The sequence below is a fragment of the Klebsiella sp. K-Nf6 genome (assembly GCF_002806655.1).
In the GTDB taxonomy this organism is placed as follows: Bacteria; Pseudomonadota; Gammaproteobacteria; order Enterobacterales; family Enterobacteriaceae; genus Klebsiella; species Klebsiella variicola.
The window spans coordinates 94771-115472 of the sequence record NZ_PIBN01000011.1 but is presented as its reverse complement, the minus strand read 5'-3'; the positions used below and the strand labels follow the sequence as shown (position 1 = coordinate 115472).

Annotated in this window: 21 protein-coding genes, 1 pseudogene and 1 riboswitch; of the genes and pseudogenes, 12 read left to right on the top strand and 10 right to left on the bottom strand. The window is 59.0% G+C overall.

Annotated features, from left to right (window positions below; translation table 11 throughout):
* Positions 1-139: 139 nt before the first annotated feature.
* Genes bioB through bioD form a run of 4 tightly spaced genes read left to right on the top strand, consistent with a single transcriptional unit; the run spans position 140 to position 3788 of the window.
* Entirely contained in the window at positions 140-1180 is a 1041-nt protein-coding gene (bioB, locus tag CWM61_RS18590) for a biotin synthase BioB (RefSeq protein WP_100631691.1), read from the top strand.
* Positions 1177-2334 (top strand): 8-amino-7-oxononanoate synthase, encoded by a 1158-nt coding sequence (gene bioF / locus CWM61_RS18585; RefSeq protein WP_074386493.1) that lies wholly within the window; start codon positions 1177-1179, stop codon positions 2332-2334. Before bioB ends, bioF begins: the two co-directional genes overlap by 4 nt.
* Positions 2318-3073 (top strand): malonyl-ACP O-methyltransferase BioC, encoded by a 756-nt coding sequence (gene bioC / locus CWM61_RS18580; RefSeq protein ID WP_074386492.1) that lies wholly within the window; start codon positions 2318-2320, stop codon positions 3071-3073. The genes bioF and bioC overlap by 17 nt, the downstream gene beginning before the upstream one ends.
* Entirely contained in the window at positions 3066-3788 is a 723-nt protein-coding gene (gene bioD / locus CWM61_RS18575; RefSeq protein WP_074386491.1) for a dethiobiotin synthase, read from the top strand. Before bioC ends, bioD begins: the two co-directional genes overlap by 8 nt.
* On the opposite strand, the gene CWM61_RS18570 is transcribed toward bioD, so the two are convergent.
* A complete protein-coding gene (locus tag CWM61_RS18570) occupies positions 3730-4452 on the bottom strand; it encodes an ABC transporter ATP-binding protein (RefSeq protein WP_100631690.1) in 723 nt (240 codons plus the stop codon). The two genes, bioD and CWM61_RS18570, sit on opposite strands and share 59 nt — an antisense overlap.
* An 89-nt stretch (positions 4453-4541) precedes the next feature.
* A pseudogene (locus tag CWM61_RS18565) lies at positions 4542-4751 on the bottom strand (hypothetical protein); the annotation flags it as partial.
* A 411-nt stretch (positions 4752-5162) separates the two neighbouring features.
* On the opposite strand from CWM61_RS18565, the gene uvrB reads away from it, so the two are divergent.
* Positions 5163-7184: an excinuclease ABC subunit UvrB gene (gene uvrB / locus CWM61_RS18560; RefSeq protein ID WP_100631689.1), complete on the top strand. Its 2022-nt coding sequence runs from the start codon at positions 5163-5165 to the stop codon at positions 7182-7184.
* 235 nt (positions 7185-7419) lie between these two features.
* Here the strand turns inward: uvrB and pmrB are convergent, their stop codons facing one another.
* The 4 genes from pmrB to yvcK all read right to left on the bottom strand — a co-directional run bounded on the left by pmrB (position 7420) and on the right by yvcK (position 11841).
* Positions 7420-8517 (bottom strand): two-component system sensor histidine kinase PmrB, encoded by a 1098-nt coding sequence (gene pmrB, locus CWM61_RS18550; RefSeq protein ID WP_074386488.1) that lies wholly within the window; start codon positions 8515-8517, stop codon positions 7420-7422.
* Between the two features lie 3 nt (positions 8518-8520).
* Positions 8521-9192, bottom strand: coding sequence for a two-component system response regulator PmrA (pmrA, locus tag CWM61_RS18545; protein ID WP_061155271.1), 672 nt, complete (start codon positions 9190-9192; stop codon positions 8521-8523).
* On the bottom strand, positions 9192-10832 hold the full coding sequence (gene eptA / locus CWM61_RS18540; RefSeq protein WP_100631688.1) for a phosphoethanolamine transferase EptA: 1641 nt from the start codon (positions 10830-10832) through the stop codon (positions 9192-9194). Before eptA ends, pmrA begins: the two co-directional genes overlap by 1 nt.
* A 103-nt stretch (positions 10833-10935) precedes the next feature.
* Positions 10936-11841 carry a uridine diphosphate-N-acetylglucosamine-binding protein YvcK gene (yvcK, locus tag CWM61_RS18535; RefSeq protein WP_100631687.1) on the bottom strand — a complete coding sequence of 302 codons (906 nt, stop codon included), beginning with the start codon at positions 11839-11841 and terminating at the stop codon, positions 10936-10938.
* Between the two features lie 208 nt (positions 11842-12049).
* A riboswitch (molybdenum cofactor riboswitch) is annotated at positions 12050-12188 on the top strand.
* Between yvcK and moaA the strand changes: the two genes are divergently transcribed.
* The 6 genes from moaA to CWM61_RS18500 all read left to right on the top strand — a co-directional run bounded on the left by moaA (position 12176) and on the right by CWM61_RS18500 (position 15641).
* Positions 12176-13165 (top strand): GTP 3',8-cyclase MoaA, encoded by a 990-nt coding sequence (gene moaA / locus CWM61_RS18525; RefSeq protein WP_012968667.1) that lies wholly within the window; start codon positions 12176-12178, stop codon positions 13163-13165. It overlaps the preceding riboswitch by 13 nt.
* Positions 13166-13188: 23 nt before the next feature.
* Complete coding sequence (gene moaB, locus CWM61_RS18520; protein ID WP_008805747.1) at positions 13189-13701, top strand: molybdenum cofactor biosynthesis protein B; 513 nt, start codon at positions 13189-13191, stop codon at positions 13699-13701.
* 3 nt (positions 13702-13704) lie between these two features.
* On the top strand, positions 13705-14193 hold the full coding sequence (gene moaC / locus CWM61_RS18515) for a cyclic pyranopterin monophosphate synthase MoaC (RefSeq protein ID WP_008805748.1): 489 nt from the start codon (positions 13705-13707) through the stop codon (positions 14191-14193).
* Positions 14186-14434 carry a molybdopterin synthase sulfur carrier subunit gene (gene moaD / locus CWM61_RS18510; RefSeq protein ID WP_032732722.1) on the top strand — a complete coding sequence of 83 codons (249 nt, stop codon included), beginning with the start codon at positions 14186-14188 and terminating at the stop codon, positions 14432-14434. Before moaC ends, moaD begins: the two co-directional genes overlap by 8 nt.
* Before the next feature lie 4 nt (positions 14435-14438).
* Positions 14439-14891 carry a molybdopterin synthase catalytic subunit MoaE gene (moaE, locus tag CWM61_RS18505; RefSeq protein ID WP_074386485.1) on the top strand — a complete coding sequence of 151 codons (453 nt, stop codon included), beginning with the start codon at positions 14439-14441 and terminating at the stop codon, positions 14889-14891.
* Between the two features lie 45 nt (positions 14892-14936).
* Positions 14937-15641: a Bax inhibitor-1 family protein gene (locus CWM61_RS18500; RefSeq protein WP_061155267.1), complete on the top strand. Its 705-nt coding sequence runs from the start codon at positions 14937-14939 to the stop codon at positions 15639-15641.
* A gap of 418 nt (positions 15642-16059) precedes the next feature.
* Here the strand turns inward: CWM61_RS18500 and CWM61_RS18490 are convergent, their stop codons facing one another.
* From CWM61_RS18490 to CWM61_RS18480, 3 genes are read right to left on the bottom strand one after another with little or no spacing between them, the layout of a single operon-like run.
* Entirely contained in the window at positions 16060-17025 is a 966-nt protein-coding gene (locus tag CWM61_RS18490) for a lysylphosphatidylglycerol synthase transmembrane domain-containing protein (RefSeq protein ID WP_023322254.1), read from the bottom strand.
* A complete protein-coding gene (gene clsB / locus CWM61_RS18485) occupies positions 17022-18266 on the bottom strand; it encodes a cardiolipin synthase ClsB (RefSeq protein WP_061155266.1) in 1245 nt (414 codons plus the stop codon). Before clsB ends, CWM61_RS18490 begins: the two co-directional genes overlap by 4 nt.
* Positions 18263-19024: an endonuclease/exonuclease/phosphatase family protein gene (locus CWM61_RS18480; RefSeq protein WP_008805754.1), complete on the bottom strand. Its 762-nt coding sequence runs from the start codon at positions 19022-19024 to the stop codon at positions 18263-18265. Before CWM61_RS18480 ends, clsB begins: the two co-directional genes overlap by 4 nt.
* Before the next feature lie 131 nt (positions 19025-19155).
* Here CWM61_RS18480 and CWM61_RS18475 point away from each other — a divergent pair, with 131 nt between their 5' ends.
* Positions 19156-19566: a YbhQ family protein gene (locus tag CWM61_RS18475; protein WP_012542390.1), complete on the top strand. Its 411-nt coding sequence runs from the start codon at positions 19156-19158 to the stop codon at positions 19564-19566.
* Here CWM61_RS18475 and CWM61_RS18470 read toward each other — a convergent pair.
* A complete protein-coding gene (locus tag CWM61_RS18470; protein ID WP_012542389.1) occupies positions 19528-20634 on the bottom strand; it encodes an ABC transporter permease in 1107 nt (368 codons plus the stop codon). The two genes, CWM61_RS18475 and CWM61_RS18470, sit on opposite strands and share 39 nt — an antisense overlap.
* Between the last annotated feature and the right edge of the window lie 68 nt (positions 20635-20702).

Below are 20702 nucleotides of genomic sequence, written 5' to 3'. Positions count from 1 at the left end.
CACAAAATATTTCGCGCAGCATCGAGGCGGCAAGCGAGAACATCCCCAGGAGCATAGTTCACTATGTGACTGGGGTGCGCGAGTGCAGCCAACAAAGAGGCTATGTGAAATAGGAAGTGTACGACCTTTGGAGAGACCAATGGCTCACCGTACACGCTGGACAATGTCGCAAGTAACGGAATTATTTAATAAACCACTCATCGATCTGTTATTTGAAGCGCAGCAAATCCACCGCCAGCATTTTGACCCGCGCCAGGTGCAGGTCAGTACCCTGCTGTCGATCAAGACCGGCGCCTGCCCGGAGGATTGTAAATATTGTCCGCAGAGCGCGCGCTATAAAACCGGCCTCGAAACTGAGCGCCTGATGGAAGTGGAGCAGGTGCTGGAGTCGGCACGCCAGGCGAAAAACGCCGGCTCGACCCGCTTCTGCATGGGCGCGGCGTGGAAGAACCCCAATGACCGCGATATGCCCTATCTGGAGCAGATGGTGAAAGGCGTGAAGGCGCTGGGACTGGAGTCGTGCATGACGCTCGGTACGCTCACCGACAGCCAGGCGCAACGTCTGGCCGGCGCAGGTCTTGATTACTACAACCACAACCTCGACACCTCGCCGGAATTTTACGGCAACATCATCACCACCCGTACCTATCAGGAGCGTCTGGATACGCTGGATAAAGTGCGCGATGCCGGGATTAAAGTGTGCTCCGGCGGCATCGTCGGGCTGGGAGAGACCGTAAACGATCGCGCCGGGCTGCTGCTGCAGTTGGCCAATCTGCCAACGCCGCCGGAAAGCGTGCCGATCAACATGCTGGTGAAGGTCAAGGGCACGCCGCTGGCGGATAACGACGATGTCGACGCCTTCGATTTCATCCGCACTATCGCTATTGCGCGCATCATGATGCCTACCTCCTACGTGCGTCTCTCCGCCGGCCGCGAGCAGATGAACGAGCAGACCCAGGCGATGTGCTTTATGGCCGGGGCGAACTCGATTTTCTACGGCTGCAAGCTGCTCACCACGCCGAACCCGGAAGAGGACAAAGACCTGCAGCTGTTCCGCAAGCTGGGGATCAACCCGCAGCAGACGGCGGTACTGGAAGGCGACAATGAGCAGCAGCAGCGCCTGGAACAGGCCTTACTCACCCCGGACACTGAGGAATACTACAACGCGGCGGCGCTATGACCTGGCAGCAACGAATCGAGCGGGCGCTGGACGAGCGGCGGCAGGCGGATGCGTTTCGCCGTCGCCTGCCGGTAAACCACGGCGCCGGACGCTGGCTGGAGCGCGAAGGGGAGCGCTGGCTCAACTTCTCCAGCAATGATTACCTGGGCCTGAGCCAGCATGCCGGCATTATCGCCGCCTGGCAGCAGGGGGCGGAACGTTATGGCGTCGGCTCCGGCGGCTCGGGCCACGTGAGCGGCTATAGCGAAGCCCATCGCGCGCTGGAAGAGGAGCTCGCCGACTGGCTGGGCTATCCGCGCGCGCTACTGTTTATCTCCGGCTTTGCCGCCAATCAGGCGCTGGTTGCCGCGCTGGCGGAAAAAGAGGATCGGATTGTCGCCGACCGCCTGAGCCACGCCTCCCTGCTGGAGGCGGCGAGCCTGAGTCCGGCGCAGTTGCGCCGTTTCGCCCACAACGATCCGCAACAGCTCGCGCAACTGCTGGCGAAACCGCTGGACGGCCTGCAGTTAGTGGTGACTGAAGGCATTTTCAGTATGGACGGCGACAGCGCGCCGCTGGCGGCCATTCACGCCGCAGCGCAGACCGCCGGGGCGTTATTGCTGGTGGATGATGCCCACGGGGTTGGGGTCGTCGGCGATGAAGGTCGCGGGAGCTGCGCGGCGCAGAACGTACGCCCCGATCTGCTGGTGGTCACCTTTGGCAAGGCGTTTGGGGTGAGCGGCGCGGCGGTACTGTGCAGCGAATCGATGGCCGATTATCTGCTGCAGTTTGCCCGTCATCTGATCTACAGCACCGCAATGCCGCCCGCCCAGGCGGTGGCGCTGAGCACTGCCCTGCGGATCATTCGCAGCGATGAGGGGCAGCAGAGGCGTGAAAGCCTGGCCGCCCGCATCCGTCAGTTCCGCGCAGGGATGGGCGATGTATCGCTGGGGCTGACCGATTCCGTCAGCGCGATCCAGCCGCTGATCGTCGGGGATAACGCCCGGGCGCTGAGCCTGGCCTGCCGTCTGCGCGAGGCCGGCTGCTGGGCAACGGCGATCCGTCCACCGACGGTGCCGGTCGGCAGCGCTCGTTTGCGCCTGACCCTGACCGCCGCCCATCAGGCTGAGGACATTAACCGTTTACTGGAGGCGCTGCATGGCCACGGTGAATAAGCAGGCGGTGGCCGCGGCGTTTGGCCGGGCGGCCAGCGGCTATACGCAACATGATGAACTGCAACGGCGCAGCGCCGATCTGCTGCTGCGCCAGCTGGCGCGCCGCGATTTTGCTCAGGTGCTGGATGCCGGCTGTGGCCCCGGCAGCATGAGCCGCTACTGGCGTGAGGCGGGCAGCGTGGTGACCGCGCTGGATCTCTCCGCCGGGATGCTGGCGGAGGCGCAGCGCCACAACGCCGCACAGCATTATCTGCAGGGCGATATCGAAGCGCTGCCGCTGCCGGATGGCTGCGTCGATCTGGCATGGAGCAACCTGGCGGTGCAGTGGTGCGACGATCTGCGCGCGGCGATCGGCGAGCTGTGCCGGGTGGTGCGGTCCGGCGGGCGGGTGGCGTTTACCACGCTGCTGGCCGACTCGCTGCCGGAGCTTAACCAGGCGTGGCGGGCGATCGACGACCGTCCACATGCCAACCGTTTTCTCAGCGAACCGGCGGTAAGGGCCGCACTGAGCGGGCTGCGCGCCGAAGGTGTCGTTCATCAGATTCGCCTGCCGTTCGCCGATGCGCTGAGCGCTATGCGCTCGCTGAAGGGCATCGGCGCTACCCATTTGCACCAGGGGAGGGCATCCGCCCCGCTTGGCCGCGGCAAACTGCGCGAACTGCAGCTGGCCTGGCCGCAACAGCAGGGCGTCTGCCCGCTGACGTATTATCTTTTTACAGGAGTCATTGAACGTGACTAAACGTTTTTTTGTCACCGGAACCGATACTGAAGTCGGAAAAACGGTTGCCAGCAGCGCGCTGCTGCAGGCGGCGAATCAGCAGGGTTTTAACACCGCTGGCTATAAACCGGTGGCTTCCGGCAGCGAGCTGACTGCCGCTGGGCTACGCAATGAAGACGCGCTGGCCCTGCAGCGCCATAGCCGGGTCGCGCTGCGCTACGACCAGGTGAACCCCTATACCTTCGCCGAGCCGACCTCACCGCACATCATCAGCGCCGATGAAGGCCGGCCGATCGCCGCGGCGACGCTTTCCGGTGGGCTGCGCGAGTTAGAAAGTCTCGCCGACTGGGTGCTGGTTGAAGGGGCCGGAGGGTGGTTTACGCCGCTCTCGGATACGCTGACCTTCGCTGACTGGGCGCAGCAGGAGCAACTGCCGGTGATTTTGGTGGTGGGCGTTAAGCTCGGCTGCATCAACCATGCCATGCTCACCGCCCAGGCGGTACGCCAGGCAGGGCTGCCGCTGGCGGGATGGATCGCCAATGACGTGCAGCCGCCGGGCAAACGCCATAATGAGTATCTGGCGACGCTGAAAAACCGGCTGGCCGCGCCATTCCTCGGCGAAATACCGTGGCTTGCCGATATCGCGCAGCGCGACGATCTCGGCCAGTATCTGGATCTCAGCGCGCTGGATCTGGCGTCATCCACTGCGCCAGCAGCGGTTCATCCAGCGCCATAATATCGCCCTCGGCGACATTACGCCCTCGGTGTAATACACAGAACCGATCCGCCACCCGGCGGATAAAGGGCAGGTGCTGCTCGGCGAGCAGCACCGTCAGGCCGATATCGCGATTTAACCGCAGCAGCAGCTCCGCCAGCTTTTGCAGGCAGCGCGGCCCTGTGCCGCGCGAGGGTTCGTCGAGGATCAGCAGTCGTGGCTGGACGATCAGCGCCCTGGCTAGCGCCAGCTGGTACTGATCGTCGGCGCTTAGCGAGGCGCCTTTGCGCTGCCGTAGCGCATAGAGTTCGGGAAAGTGCTCATAAATTTCACCGCCGCTGGAGCTGACCCCGGGTTTCCCGGCCGCCAGGGCAATATGCAGATTCTCTTCCACGCTGAGTTGGGAAAAGATGCGTTTATCCTGCGGCACGTAGCCGATGCCGATAGCGCTGCGCGACTGGGCGGACAGGGGGGTGAGATCGCACGGTGGGGCGCCAATGTCATGCCAGGTCATCCGACCGCTGGCCACCGGCAGATGGCCGGCAATGCAGTTGACCAGGGTGGTTTTTCCCATTCCCTCGCGTCCCAGTACGCCAATGCACTCTCCCGGGCGTAGTTCAAGATCGACATTCCACAGCGAGTGCTGGTTACCGTAAAAATGATTTACTGCCTGTAAATTCAACATGGACGTTTTCTCCTTATCCTGGCGTCAGGGCGACAGAAAGATGCTGCAAAACTCTTGCCAGGAAAAAGAACGCTCGGAAAAAAACGCGAAACGCCGACACCATCGGGCACAGTCAGCGCGGGCGCTGCACTTTTCCGGTGCCCGACGCTAAAGGGTGGTGCAAAAAGCAGCAAAAATCGAGCGGCTTTAAACGGATAGTTATCAAAAATAGTTCGATAAAAATTTTTCGCCGCACGGTTTACGGCAAAAGTCGATTTGCGCCGGGCGGCGGTGGTCATGGGCTGCAGACAGTTATCCACTATTCCTGTGGATAACCTTGTGTATTAGAGTTAGAAAACCTGCGGTAAGCTAGAGCGTACGCGGCCTGCGGCTGAATTGGCGCGAAAGGCGTCTTTTCTTTAAAGTCATTAAATATCAGCTTGTTAGATAAAATCAATGGGTGTAAGAAAAGCGTCATCTACTGCCATAAAACTTTCACCCGTCTGCTTGACAAATGTTAAAAGGTGAAATTTTTTGGGGATAACCCTACCGGCCGGAGGATTATCCCACCCGGCGCGCGCTTTGTGCGCACCATGGCGGCAAAATAAGCCGTTTACTGACGCAATCATAGTGATGCACTGTTTAAATATCCAGTATAATTTGTTGGCAAAAAATGGCCCGGAGGGTAGAATTAAACACCGGCCGCTAAATCCATCTTCAGGTTTTGATCAATGAGTAAATCGTTTGTTCTGCATTCTGCCTTTCGCCCCTCCGGAGACCAACCGGAAGCCATCCGCCGCCTGGAAGAGGGGCTGGAGGATGGGCTTGCGCATCAAACGCTGCTGGGGGTTACCGGCTCCGGTAAAACCTTTACCATCGCCAACGTGATTGCCGATCTGCAGCGGCCGACGATGGTGCTGGCGCCAAACAAAACGCTGGCGGCCCAGCTCTACGGCGAGATGAAAGAGTTTTTCCCGGAGAATGCCGTCGAGTATTTCGTCTCCTACTACGATTACTACCAGCCGGAAGCCTACGTCCCCAGCTCAGATACCTTCATTGAGAAGGACGCCTCGGTGAACGAACATATCGAGCAGATGCGCCTGTCGGCGACCAAAGCGCTGCTCGAGCGGCGCGACGTGGTGGTGGTGGCGTCAGTCTCGGCGATCTACGGCCTCGGCGACCCGGACCTGTACCTGAAGATGATGCTGCACCTGACGGTCGGGATGCTGATTGACCAGCGCGCTATCCTGCGCCGTCTGGCCGAGCTGCAATATACCCGCAACGATCAGGCTTTCCAGCGCGGGACCTTCCGCGTTCGCGGCGAGGTGATCGACGTCTTCCCGGCGGAATCCGACGATATCGCGCTGCGCATTGAGCTGTTTGATGAAGAGGTTGAGCGCCTGTCGCTGTTTGATCCGCTCACCGGCCACGTCGAATCGTCCATTCCACGCTATACCATTTATCCCAAGACCCACTACGTGACGCCGCGGGAACGCATCGTCCAGGCGATGGAAGAGATTAAGCTGGAACTGGCGGATCGTCGCAAAGTACTGCTGGCTAACAACAAGCTACTGGAAGAGCAGCGTTTAACCCAGCGCACCCAGTTCGACCTCGAAATGATGAACGAACTGGGCTACTGCTCGGGCATTGAAAACTACTCGCGCTTCCTCTCCGGTCGCGGGCCCGGCGAGCCGCCGCCCACCCTGTTTGACTATCTGCCGGCAGACGGTCTGCTGGTCATTGACGAATCCCACGTCACGGTGCCGCAGATCGGCGGCATGTACCGGGGCGACCGGGCGCGCAAAGAGACGCTGGTGGAATATGGCTTCCGCCTGCCGTCAGCGCTGGATAACCGACCGATGAAGTTTGAAGAATTCGAAGCGCTGGCACCACAAACTATCTACGTGTCGGCGACCCCGGGAGCCTATGAGCTGGATAAATCCGGCGGCGATGTGGTGGATCAGGTGGTGCGGCCCACTGGTCTGCTTGACCCGATCATCGAAGTGCGACCGGTGGCCACCCAGGTCGATGACCTGCTGTCGGAGATCCGTCTGCGCACGGCCATCAACGAGCGCGTGCTGGTGACCACCCTCACCAAGCGGATGGCGGAAGATTTAACCGAGTACCTTGAGGAGCATGGCGAGCGGGTGCGCTATCTGCACTCGGATATTGACACCGTCGAACGCATGGAGATTATCCGCGACCTGCGCCTTGGCGAGTTTGACGTGCTGGTCGGGATCAACCTGCTGCGTGAGGGGCTGGATATGCCGGAGGTGTCGCTGGTGGCGATCCTGGATGCCGACAAAGAGGGCTTCCTGCGCTCCGAACGCTCGCTTATCCAGACCATCGGCCGCGCAGCGCGTAACATCAACGGTAAGGCCATCCTGTACGGCGACAGAATTACACCCTCTATGGCCAAAGCCATTGGCGAGACCGAGCGTCGACGGGAGAAACAGCAGCGCTATAACGAAGAGCATGGCATCGTGCCGCAGGGGCTCAACAAGAAAGTGGTGGACATCCTGCAGCTGGGCCAGAGCCTGGCGAAGACCAAAGCCAAAGGGCGCGGCAAATCGAAGGCCGCCGAACCTGCGGGACTCAGCGGGGTGGATATGACGCCAAAAGCGCTGCAGCAGAAAATTCACGAGCTGGAAGGGCAGATGATGCAGCACGCGCAGAACCTCGAGTTCGAAGAGGCGGCGCAAATTCGCGACCAGTTGCATCAACTGCGTGAGCTGTTTATCGCGGCCTCCTGATGGGCAGGAGCGTACTCCCGGACGTTCGGATGAAAGGTCTGTTTTCCACTTCTTGCCGCCCGCCAGTCAAATGCCAGAGAAGAAAAAGGCCGCATTGCGGCCTTCTTAATGTTTGCTTAATCTCACCAGGCGACACTATCCTCAACATGATGAGGATAGCGCCCATGCAAAAAATTAACTTCCGTGAATATCTGGCGGTTGCCACCGCCCTGGTCATTATTGTTGCCTTTTTCCATCAATGGGTACTGACGTTCTGACGCGCCCGCCGCGGGAATAACACCCACGCACGGACGCCGGGCCCTGGCTGGCGGTTGTGCAGGAAGAACTGGGCGTCATGCAACTGAGCAATGCGCGTGACGATGCTCAGTCCAAGGCCTATTCCGCCGTAGCGACTGTCCATGCGCACAAACGCTTTACTGAGTTCGCCGCTTTTCGCCTCATCAATTCCCGGACCTTCATCTTCCACCGCCATCACCGGCATCAAGCCCGCTTTCACCGAGATGCGGATAGTTGACCCTTCCGGACTGTAGCGGTGAGCATTTTCCACCAGATTGCGCAGGATCACACGGATTAACGTTGCGTCGCCAGAGACAATGGCTTCGCTTTCGACATCCGTCAGCAGGAGTCGCTGCTGACGCTGCGCCAGCATGGTTTCCAGCTCTTCCTGCAACGGTTTCACTACGTCATCCAACAACAGCACCTGCTGATAGCTACCGGCGGAAAAAGACTGTCCGACGCGCGCCAGCTGCAGCAGCTGGGAAATGCTGGTGGTCATCTGGTCGAGGCGTTGGATCAGCGGGTCGACGCCCACGCCGTGCACTTTCGCCAGCAGTTCGAGGTGCAGGCGCAGGCCGGCCAGCGGGGTACGTAGCTCATGCGCCACGTCGGCGGTAAACAGCCGCTCACGGTCGAGGGTCAGATTGAGGCGGGAAACCAGCTGATTCAGGGCGGTGGTCACCGCCGTAACCTCGGGAACCGATTCGCTGAGCACGATAGGGGTGAGGTTGTCCGGCGTGCGGCTCTCCAGCTCGCTTTGTAGTCGTGAGAGCGGGCGGGTGATCTTGCGCACCGCCAGCACGCTGATATACAGCGCCAGAGCAACAATTAGCAGGCTCGGCACCAGCAGGCTGGCGACCGCTTCCCGTACCTCATGCTCCACATGCTTCTGGTTGTTATGTCCTTCGACGGCGCTTGCCACCAGCAGCTGGATCTGCTCTTTACTCTCATGCCATAGCCAGAAGACGCTGATCAGCTGACAGACCACCAGAATGGTGCCGATGGTCAGCAGCAGCCGGTGGCGCATGGTCCAGGATTCGGTTGCAAACAGAGCCATGGTCTATTCCGTGTCGATGTGGTTAGCCAGCATATAGCCAAAGCCTCTGACGGTGCGGATCCGCGATTTGCCAATTTTATCGCGCAGATTATGAATATGCACTTCAAGGGTATTGGTCGCTGGCTCATTGTCCCAGCTATAGATGTCGTTGTAGAGGATTTCACGATGCACCGGGCTACCGGCTTTCATCATCAGCCGCGACAGCAGAGCATACTCTTTCGGCGTCAATTCCAGCGCCGTCTCACCCAGCCACACCAGGCGGCGGGTGACGTTGAGGCGCAGATCGCCGACGCTGATTTCGTTATCGCCCTGATTATTATGCCGGCGGAGCAGGGCGCGAATGCGCGCGTTCAGCTCTTCCAGGGCAAAGGGCTTCACCAGGTAGTCATCCGCGCCGGTATCGAGACCGCTAATGCGATCCTCAAGCGTATCGCGGGCGGTGAGGATCAGCACCGGTTGGGTCATCTTTTCCCGCCGCATACGGGTGAGAAAATGCAGACCGTCTTCATCCGGCAGGCCGAGGTCGAGTACGATCAGGCTGTAGTGATTGCTGGCCAACGATAGCGCCGCTTCGTGCGCTGTGGAGACGCCGTCGCATACGTATCCTTCACTTTGCATCGCCAGAATCAACCCCTGTAACAGCAGCGCATCGTCTTCAATGACTAAGATTTTCATCAACCAGCCTCTCTACATGGCGTTAAAATATCGTCTGCTGCCTGGTACTCGTGGGTGCTGACGCCGAGCAGGCCGAGCAGGGTGGAGAACAGATTATCTTGAGAATAATCCTTCGTCTTAGCCTGTTGTTGCAAACACTGGCTGGAAACACCATAACGTTGCTGGTAATCCGGCGACAGCCACAGCAGCATGGGGACGTGTTTTTGCGTATCCGGCGCGATGGAGTACGGCAGACCATGCAAATAGACGCCATCTTCACCCAGCGATTCGCCGTGGTCGGACAAATAAACCAGGCTAGTGGTAAATTTATCCTGTTTGGATTGCAGTAATTTTATCGCCTTATCAACGATATAGTCGACATACAGAATGGTGTTGTCGTAGGTATTGGTCAACTGTTGCTGCGTACAACTTTGGATTTCATTGGTATCGCAGGTCGGGGTGAATTTTTTGAATTCAGCCGGATAGCGGTTGTAATAGGTCGGACCGTGGCTGCCGATGGTATGCAGTACGATAATGCCATCCTGTTTCAGGTTGTCGATGTAATTGTCCAGATTATGGAACAGGACTTCATCGTAGCACTCGCCGTTGATGCACTGACCGCTGAGATTCAGGTCAGTGACGTTCTGGTGTGGTACGCGGTCACAGGCGCCTTTACAGCCGCCGTCATTGTCGTTCCACAGCACCTGGATACCGGCGCGCTGCAGAATATCCAGGACGCCTTCCTGATGGTGTGCCAGTTCTTCATCGTAATGCGCGCGCGGCATATTGGAGAACATACAAGGGACGGAAACCGCAGTTGCCGTGCCGCAGGAGGTGGTTTTCGGGAAGTACACCACATCGTCCTGTTGCAGGCGTGGGTTAGTATGCCGATCGTAGCCGCCCAGCGAGAAATTCTCGGCGCGCGAGGTTTCGCCCAGCACCACAATCGTCAGGTTCTTACGGGGGCCGTTATGCATCACCGGTTTCTGTGTGGCATCTTCGCCAATCTTCACCAGCGGCAGGTTGTCCATGCGGTTGTGCGCATACCACGAGTTCAGCGCCACAATGCTGTTGGAGGGACTCAGGGATTTCACCAGCTCTTTGTTGTTACGGAACACCGAGGCGTAATCTTTATAGAACAGCGCGGCCACCAGAATAATCAGCAGCGCCGAAACGGCGATATTGAGCAGGCGCATCGCCGCGCCGCGCCAGAAAGAGGCGGGTTTACGAACTTTAATCCACCAGGCGACCAGAACCATCAACAGCCCGGAAAGCCCCAGCACGATGACCATTTTCGTCGACAGCAGAGCAAAGCTTTCCGCCGGGGTGGTATCGAAGATATTGGCGATCATCGAACGGTCAATCACCACGCCGAAGGACCAGATAAAGTACTGCGCCGACGCGCTGAGCAGAATAAACAGGCTGATGACCACCCGATCGAGCTTCAGGAACGAGGCGAGGGTGGTGATGATATTCATCACGCTAATGGCCACGATCGGCATACTGAGGAATACCAGCCAGTTATGCAGGCTGTTTACCGGCAGTAACGGGAAAACCTGGCGATAAAAAGCCAGGTTGAGAAAGATACCGATATAGCAAGCAAAGAGAATCAAATAAGTCGTGCGGCTGAGAACTGGCCGACGTAAAGGTAATAACGACATAATACCTACCCACAGAAAGAGATAAGGGTATAGTGCCAGTCCTATTTTAAGACAACCTTAAGATTTTAAGGTGCGCCGAAGGTTGGCCCTCCGGCGCGCAGCGTCAGCCAGGAAGCTGAATCGCCTTTTCCAGCGCGCCGCGAAGCAGCGCCCGGTCATGGCGATAGGGCACGTCGCTGGCCTCCAGCGGCGTCTGGATCACCAGCCGGTCGTTGATGCCGTGGATATCGGCTTTTGGCCCGGTGATCACTGCATCCACCACCCGCTTACCCACATAGCGCTCCATAATCGCAATGCGCTCCGCCAGCGACAGCCTCGCCGCCGGGCTGTGCTCTTTGCCGAGGTTATCGATAAACACCATCGGCGCCGGGGTGCGGCGCAGCGCCTGAGCCATCTCGTCGAGCAGCAGGATCGGCAGCAGGCTGGTGTAAAAGCTACCCGGGCCGATGAGGATCAGATCGGCTTCGGCGATCGCTTCCACCGCCTCGCGGGTGGCGGGTACCGGTGGGGTAAGCATCAGCTCCTGCGGTAGGTTGTCGAGCTGATCGATATTCACTTCGCCGTAAACTTCATGGCCTTCATGATCGAGCGCCATCAAATCCACCGGTTGTTCCGACATCGGGATAAGAAACGCGTCTACTTTGAGCAGGTTTCTGATCAAATTGATGGCTTCTAAAGGCCGCACGCTCAGGTGGTCCAGCGCCTTTAACATCAAATTTCCGAGGTTATGCCCGGAAAGTTCGCCATTACCGCTAAAACGATACTCAAACATCGCCGACGCCACGCTGGGCTCGGCAATTAACTGATTGATGCAGTTGCGCATATCGCCCCAGGCAATGCCGCCTTCCGAGCGGCGGATCCGCCCGGTGGAACCCCCGTTATCGGTGGTGGTGACAATGCCGGTCAGCCGCGAGCCGAGCGAGGAGAGAGAGGACATCACCCGGCCCAGACCATGCCCGCCGCCGAGCGCGACCACCCGATCGAGGTCAGCGAATGTACGATTGCGCATAGAAATTCCTTATTTCACATAAACGGCCACACACTACCCGATCTACCCCTAAAAGACGATGGGAGGAGCCCGACAAACTGACCGACATCAAGGCAAAAAAATGATTTATGGCTATTCTGTAGCGAAAATGCACGAAGGTAGCGATATATACAAGGTTATATAGCGAAATCGCAAATGGCGAAACCGTCCGTAACGCGCTACTATCGGCATAACCTGTTAACACTCTAGCCTCTTCGCCTGTGTCAAAAGATATGGCGATTTGGCCGCGACCCCTCCGGGTGTCGCCAGGGCGTGGGAAGAAATGACCGCGCCTCCCGTATTTGGAAAGGTGTATATGGCCTCACAGCTTACCGATGCATTCGCGCGTAAGTTTTTTTACCTGCGTCTGTCGATTACCGATGTGTGCAACTTCCGTTGCACCTACTGCCTGCCGGACGGCTACAAACCCGGCGCCGTCAATAACAACGGCTTTCTTAGCGTAGACGAAGTGCGCCGCGTCACGCGCGCTTTCTCCGCCCTGGGCACCGAAAAAGTTCGCCTCACCGGTGGGGAACCCTCTCTGCGTCGCGACTTCACCGAAATCATTGCCGCGGTGCGTGAAAACCCGGCGATCCGTCAGATTGCGGTTACCACCAACGGTTACCGCCTGGCGCGCGATGTCGAACGTTGGCGTGATGCCGGGCTGACGGCGATTAACGTCAGCGTTGATAGTCTCGACGCCCGTCAATTTCAGGCCATCACTGGCCAGGACAAGTTCCACCAGGTGATGGACGGCATTGACGCCGCTTTCGCCGCGGGCTTTGACAAGGTGAAGGTCAATACCGTGCTGATGCGTGATGTTAACCATCACCAGCTCGACACCTTTCTCGCGTGGATCCAACCCCGCCGTATTCAGCTGCGTTTTATTGAGCTGATGGAAACCGGTGAGGGCAGCGACCTGTTCCGCCGTCACCATCTTTCCGGCATGGTGCTGCGGGACGAGCTGCTGCGCCGCGGCTGGATCCACCAGATCCGCCAGCGCAGCGATGGCCCGGCGCAGGTCTTTTGTCACCCGGATTACGCCGGTGAAATCGGCCTCATCATGCCGTATGAAAAAGACTTCTGCGCCACCTGCAACCGTCTGCGCGTCTCATCCGTTGGCAAACTGCACCTGTGCCTGTTTGGCGAAGGCGGCGTCGACCTGCGCGACCTGATGGCTGAGGACGAGCAGCAGGCCGAGCTGGAAGCGCGGATAGCCGAAGCCTTAACCCATAAAAAGCAGACCCATTTCCTGCATCAGGGCAACACCGGTATTACGCAGAACCTGTCCTATATTGGCGGTTAATCGTTTTCGAAAGGAGCATTCAGATGAGCCAGGCTAGCGCTGAGTTTATCCCGACCCGTATTGCTATTCTTACTGTTTCCAGCCGCCGCGGCGAAGAGGATGATACCTCCGGCCACTGGCTGCGTGAGGCGGCGCAGGAGGCGGGACACCATGTCGTCGATAAGGCGATTGTGAAAGAAAACCGCTACGCCATCCGCGCCCAGGTGTCGGCGTGGATCGCCAGCGATGACGTGCAGGTGGTGCTGATCACCGGCGGGACCGGGTTCACCGAGGGGGACCAGGCGCCGGAAGCGCTGCTGCCGCTGTTTGACCGTGAGGTCGAAGGCTTTGGCGAAGTGTTCCGCATGCTGTCGTTCGAAGAGATCGGCACCTCGACGCTGCAGTCCCGGGCCGTGGCCGGCGTCGCCAATCGCACGCTGATTTTTGCCATGCCGGGCTCGACCAAAGCCTGCCGCACGGCGTGGGACAACATCATTGCCCCGCAGCTGGATGCCCGCACCCGTCCGTGTAACTTCATTCCTCACCTGAAGAAATAATCTATGTCACAATTGACCCATATTAACGCCGCGGGCGAAGCCCATATGGTGGATGTCTCCGGCAAAGCGGAAACGGTGCGCGAAGCGCGCGCCGAGGCTTATGTCGAAATGCAGGCGGCGACGCTGGCGATGATTATCGATGGCAGCCACCACAAAGGCGATGTGTTCGCCACCGCGCGTATCGCCGGGATCCAGGCGGCAAAACGTACGTGGGAGCTGATCCCGCTGTGTCATCCGCTGATGCTGAGCAAAGTGGAGGTCAATTTGCAGGCGCAGCCGGAACATAACCGGGTGCGCATTGAGTCACTCTGCCGTCTGACCGGTAAAACCGGCGTCGAGATGGAAGCATTAACCGCCGCCTCCGTTGCCGCGCTGACCATCTACGACATGTGCAAGGCGGTGCAAAAAGATATGGTCATTGGTCCGCTGCGCCTGCTGGCGAAAAGCGGCGGCAAGTCCGGCGATTTTAAGGTGGACGAACGCCATGATTAAGGTTCTGTTTTTTGCCCAGGTGCGCGAACTGGTCGGCACCGATACTCTGACCCTCGACGCCAGCGACCTGGCAACCGTCGAGGCCGTGCGCCAACAGCTTGCCGCCCGCGGCGACCGCTGGGCGCTGGCCCTGGAAGAGGGCAAGCTGCTGGCGGCAGTCAACCAGACGCTGACCGCATTTGACCATCCTGTCGCCAGCGGTGACGAAGTGGCGTTCTTCCCGCCGGTCACCGGAGGCTAATAAGATGACGCAAACTCGTATTGTCGTCAGCCCGGCACGCTTTCGCGTCGGTGAGGAATATCCCTGGCTGGCTGAACGCGATGAAGACGGTGCGGTGGTCACCTTCACCGGTAAAGTGCGCAATCACAATCTTGGCGACAGCGTGAAAGCGCTGACGCTGGAGCACTATCCGGGAATGACGGAAAAATCGCTGGCGGAGATCGTCGACCTGGCGCGCGAGCGCTGGCCGCTGGGCCGGGTGACGGTTATCCACCGCATCGGCGAAATGTGGCCGGGGGAAGAGATTGTGTTTGTCGGCGTCACCAGCGCCCACCGCGGCAGCGCCTTCGCCGCCGGCGAGTTTATTATGGACTACCTGAAAACCCGCGCGCCGTTCTGGAAGCGCGAGGCGACGCCGGAAGGCGAACGCTGGGTCGACGCTCGCGACAGCGATCGTCAGGCGGCAGAGCGCTGGTAGTGTGATACGCTTACAGGGTGAAACTTTGTTAATCAGGAGAGAGTCATGGACAGATTTCCGCGTTCCGATTCAATAGTGCAGGGCCGTAGCGGTCTGCAGACTTACATGGCGCAGGTGTACGGCTGGATGACGGTCGGCCTGCTGCTGACGGCGTTTATCGCGTGGTTTGCGGCGAATACCCCGGCGGTGATGATGTTCGTCTTTTCGAGCAAAATCACTTTCTTCGGTCTGATTATTGCCCAGCTGGCGCTGGTGTTTGTGCTGTCGGGAATGGTGCAGCGGCTGAGCGCCGGGATGGCCACCACGCTGTTTATGCTCTATTCGGCGCTGACCGGGCTGACGCTGTCGAGTATTTTTATCGCCTATACCTACTCATCGATTGCCAGCACCTTTGTGGTCACCGGCGGGATGTTCGGGGCGATGAGCCTGTACGGCTACACCACCAAGCGCGATCTGAGCGGCTTCGGCAGCATGCTGTTTATGGGTCTGATTGGCATCGTGCTGGCATCGCTGGTCAACCTGTGGCTGAAGAGCGAAGCGCTGATGTGGGCCGTGACCTACATTGGGGTGGTGCTGTTTGTCGGCCTGACGGCGTATGACACCCAGAAGCTGAAAAACATCGGCGAGCAGATTGACACCCGCGACAGCGCCACGCTGCGTAAATACTCGATTCTCGGGGCCTTAACGCTGTACCTGGACTTTATCAACCTGTTCCTGATGTTGCTGCGTATTATGGGCAACCGCCGGTAACCTCTTAATATCAAAGAGTTGCATCTCCTAACGCCCGGCAAGCGCAGCGCCGCCGGGCGATGGCATCAGGCACGGTACCCGTGGTGCTGCCGGGTGGCGGCTACGCCTTACCCGGCCTACAGGATCCTCTCACAGGCTCACACCCCGTAGGCCCGTGCAAGCGCAGCGCCGCCGGGCGATGGCATCAGGCACGGTACCCGTGGTGCTGCCGGGTGGCGGCACCGCCTTACCCGGCCTACAGGATCCTCTCACAGGCTCACACCCCGTAGGCCCGTGCAAGCGCAGCGCCGCCGGGCGAGATTTCAGGCATGGTACCCGTGATGTTGCCGGGCGGCGGCTGGCGCCTTGCCCGGCCTACGGGGTCCTCTCACAGGCTCACACTCCGCAGGCCCGGCAAGCGCAGCGCGACCTGGCTGTGTCATTCGCGGGCCAGCTTGCGCTGGTTCTTTTGCCGCAGCTTTTTCGCCCGACTCTCCAGCAGCAGATAAGCCACCGTCGCCAGCAGCAGCGGCAGGAAATAATAGAGCGCACGCCAGGCGAGCAGGGCGGCGATAATCGCGCCCTTCGAAATCTCCTCTCCGGAGAGCATGGCGATAAACACCGCCTCCAGCACGCCGATCCCGGCCGGAATATGAACGATCACCCCGGCGATACTGCTCACCAGTAGCACCCCTAATACCAGGAAATAGTTAATTTCGCTGCCCAACAGCAGCCAGATTATCGCCCCCATCGCCATCCAGTTCGCCGCCGAGATCCCCATCTGCAGCAGCGCGAAGCGCCAGGAGGGCAGCACCAGCCGCTGGCCTTTAATCGTCAGGTGACGGCGTTTAGCGAACGCGCAGCCGAACAGATAGCAAAGCGTAAGGATCAGCATCACCCCGCCGATAATGCGCAGGGTGGTCTGGCTGATGTACCAGTGCGGCGGTAACTTCACCAGATCCGCCGTAAAGATCACCCCACCGAGCAGGATATAGCCCAGCCAGTTGGTGGTAATGCTTAATGAAAAAATACGGGTGATGGTGCCGCCGTTGAGCCCCAGCCGCGAGTACAGCCGGTAGCGCATGCCGATCCCGCCCACCCAGGTGCTGAGCGTCAGGTTAAAGGCATAGCAGATAAACGATACCAGCATCACCTGGCGTTTCGCCAGCTTATGCCCGCAATAGGCCCGGCCAAGCAGATCGTAGCAGCCGTAGATCAGATAGCTGACGATGACCAGCGCAATGGCGCTAAATAAGGCCAGCCGATCATAGCCGCGGATCACCTTCCACACGTCCTGCCAGTCGACCTTCTGCGCGTAAATCACCAATAGAACGATCACGGCGATAAAAAAGAGCACGGTAAGTACTCTTTTCGCCATCCGCCAGCGGGGATGCGATTTGCTCATAGCGGATTATCCCTGGTTTGTGAGTCGACACGATCCTGGGTTTCAATCTCCGGCTGCACCGGCGGGCTGACCCTGGCCAGCCGCGGCGTATGGGCTGGTAGCCAGCCGACCCACGCCGGGAAGTGGCGCAGAAAGTGGAAGGCCATCACGCTGACGCCCAGCCGCCACCAGTTGCGCTTCGGCAGCATCGCTTTATCGATCCGCTGGCAATCTCTGGCGATAAGCCCGTTGAGGTTATCGCGCAGCGTCTGGTTAAACACCCGGTCGTGGATGATCAGATTGGCTTCCAGATTCAGCGACAGGCTCAATGGATCCAGGTTGCTCGACCCGACGGTGGCCCAGTGGTCATCCGCCAGGGCGACCTTGCCATGCAGCGGACGGCGGCGATACTCAAAGATCTGCACCCCGCCCTTAACGAGATAGTGATAGAGCAGGTGGGCGCCAAACTTCACAATCGGAATATCCGGCTCGCCCTGGACGATCAGCTTGACCCGCACGCCGCGCCGCGCGGCATTGCGCATCGCATGCAGCAGGCGGTAGCCGGGAAAGAAATAGGCGTTGGCAATGATCACCTCCCGGCGGGCGCTGGTCAGCATCTTCAGGTAGTGGCGTTCGATATCGTCGCGGTGATCCTGGTTGTCGCGCCAGATGAACAGCGCCTGCGCCTCGCCGGGAGTCTGGTTGATCTCCGGCTGATGGCGACGGCGGCGCCACCAGCGGCGGGCGGTTTCGCTGTTGGGCAGGTTCTCCAGCTCGAACTGCAGAATATCAAGTACCACCGGCCCTTCGACCTGCACCGCATAATCCTGTTTCGCCTCCGGGCCGTAGTCGCTCATATGCTCAGCGGAGTAGTTAATACCGCCGACAAAGGCGGTAGTGTCATCAATCACCACGATTTTACGGTGCATCCGACGGAACAGGTTGGTGCGCATCCCCATCAGCTTAGGGCGCGGATCGTAGTAGCGAAAAATCACCCCGGCGGCGGTCAGTTCGCCGACAAACTCATCGCTGAGATCCGGCGAGCCGTAGCCGTCAAGCAGCACCTCCACCTGAATACCGCGGCGGGCGGCTTTTAGCAGAACCGCGTGTAGCCGCCAGCCCACCTCATCTTCAAACCAGATAAAGGATTCGAGGATCACCCGCCGGCTGGCGCGACCAATGGCCGCAAACAGCGCCGGATAGTACTGGTCGCCGTTCTCCAGGAGCGTAATGCGGTTGCCTTCCTGCCAACGACATTTCACAAGTGTATCTCCACGCTAAGGGGCGCATGATCGGACAGATGCCGCCATTGTTTGAGGGCCAGCGCCTTCGGGTGGCTGGCGTGGGCGTTTTTGACATAAATACGATCGAGGCGCAGCAGCGGAAAACTGACCGGAAACGTGCGCGCCGGCCTTCCGCGGGCGCGGGTAAAGATCTCTTCCAGCCCGGCTTGCGCTTTTAACGGCTGATTCGCCTGCTGACGCCAGTCGTTAAAATCCCCGGCCACCACCACAGGCTCACCGGCGGGCAGGGTATTGACCCACTCCGCCAGCATGGTCAACTGTGCCTGCCGTTGGTCGGCGCGTAAACCCAGGTGAACGCAGATCACATGGATCGTCACGCCGCTCTCTGGCGGCACGATGCGGCAGTACAGCAGACCTCGTTTCTCGCCGTTGCCGACTGAAATATCGCGATTTTCATAGTATTCAATGGGAAAGCGCGACAGTACGGCATTGCCGTGGTGGCCTTCCGGATAGACCGCGTTGCGCCCGTAGGCGTAATCGCTCCACATGGTGTCGGCGAGAAATTCATAATGGGTGGTATCTGGCCAGTTCTCGATGTGCAGCGGGTGAACTTCATGAGCGCCCATCACTTCCTGCAGGCAAACAATATCCGCGCTGACGCTGCGCACGGCGTCGCGCAATTCGGGCAAAATAAAACGCCGATTAAACGCCGTAAAGCCTTTATGGGTGTTAATTGTCAGCACGTTCAACGAAAATCCCGACGTTGGCTCAGCCATAATTCTCCAGTAAATGTCACTTTCCTGAATAAAATAGTGTAGTAGACGTCACAAAAAGATGCGGTGATACGGAATTTTCCGTAAAGTGCGGTACTCTGAGTAGCAGAGAAAAATCCTTCAGGAGAGAAGCCATGAAGTGGCAACAACGTGTACGCGTCGCAACAGGTCTTAGTTGCTGGCAGATTATGTTGCATCTACTGGTCGTGGCAGTACTGGTGATGGGTTGGATGAGCGGCGCGCTGGTGCGCGTCGGATTAGGACTGTGCGTCCTCTACAGCGTCACGCTGTTGGCGATGCTGTTTTTACAGCGTCACCACGAGGCGCGCTGGCGCGATGTGGGAGACTTCCTTGAGGAGCTCACCACCACCTGGTACTTTGGCGCGGCCATGATAGCGCTGTGGTTGCTGTCGCGCGTGCTGCACAACAACCTGCTGCTGGCCCTCGCCGGGCTGGTGATACTGGCAGGCCCGGCGGTGGTCTCGCTGCTGGCGAAAGATAAAAAACTACGCAATCTTTCTTCGGAACATCGCATACGCCGCTGAGCCGGTGGTGGCCGCTATGACCAGTAGCGGCCACAAACTTCCCCACACAATCTTCAGACTCGCATCCTTCAGATAAATTTGCTTGGTGATATCGGTAAAATGGCGGATCGGGTTTATCCAGGTCAGATCCTGCAGCCACTGCGGCATATTTTCCACCGGTGAAACGTAGCCCGAAAGCAGGATCGCCGGCATCATAAAGACGAACACGCCGATAAACGCCTGCTGCTGGGTGGCGCACAGCGATGAAATCAATAAACCGAAGCCCACCAGCGATAAGCCATAAATCACCATCGTGAAATAGAACAGCAGCAGCGAGCCGGCAAACGGGATCTGATAGGCCCAGATACCAATCGCCAGCACGATAGTCGCCTGCAGGGTGGCGACGATCAGCGCCGGCACCGCTTTGCCAACGAAGATTTGCCAGGTGGCGAGGGGCGAGACCAGCAGCTGATCGAGGGTACCCTGTTCGCGCTCACGGGCCACCGACAACGACGTCACGATCATCACCCCGATGGTGGTGATCATGGCGATAAGCGACGGCACCACGAACCACTTATAGTCGAGATTTGGGTTGTACCAGTTGCGCACCACCAGTTCGCTGTTGTTCGGCTTTGCTTTGCCCTCCAGCAGCTCCTGCTGATAGTTTTTTACGATCTGCTGCAGGTAGTTGGCGGCGATTTGCGCGCTGTTGGAGTTGCGCCCGTCGAGCAGGAGCTGCAGCGGGGCGGTTTGATAGTTGTCGAGATTACGCGAGAAATCCGCCGGGAAGCGTACCACCAGCAGGGCTTTTTGTTCATCGATGGTCGGCTGGATCGCCTGCGGGCTTTTCAGCAGCAGGACGTGGGTAAAGGCTTTGGCGCGGGCGAAGCGCTGAGTGAGTTCCACCGCGTGGCGGCCGCTGTCTTCGTTGTAGATGGCGATGGTGGCGTTGGTCACCTCCAGCGTCGCGGCAAAGGGAAACAGCAGCACCTGAATCAGCACCGGCATGATTAAAATTGCCCGCGTCTGCGGTTCGCGCAGCAGCGACTGCAGCTCTTTGCGGATCAATGTCCATAAGCGGTGAAACATAATAGCTCCTTTGGCCCATTCAACCACACCGGGCGGCACTGCGTTTGCCCGGCCTGGGGGATCGGCGA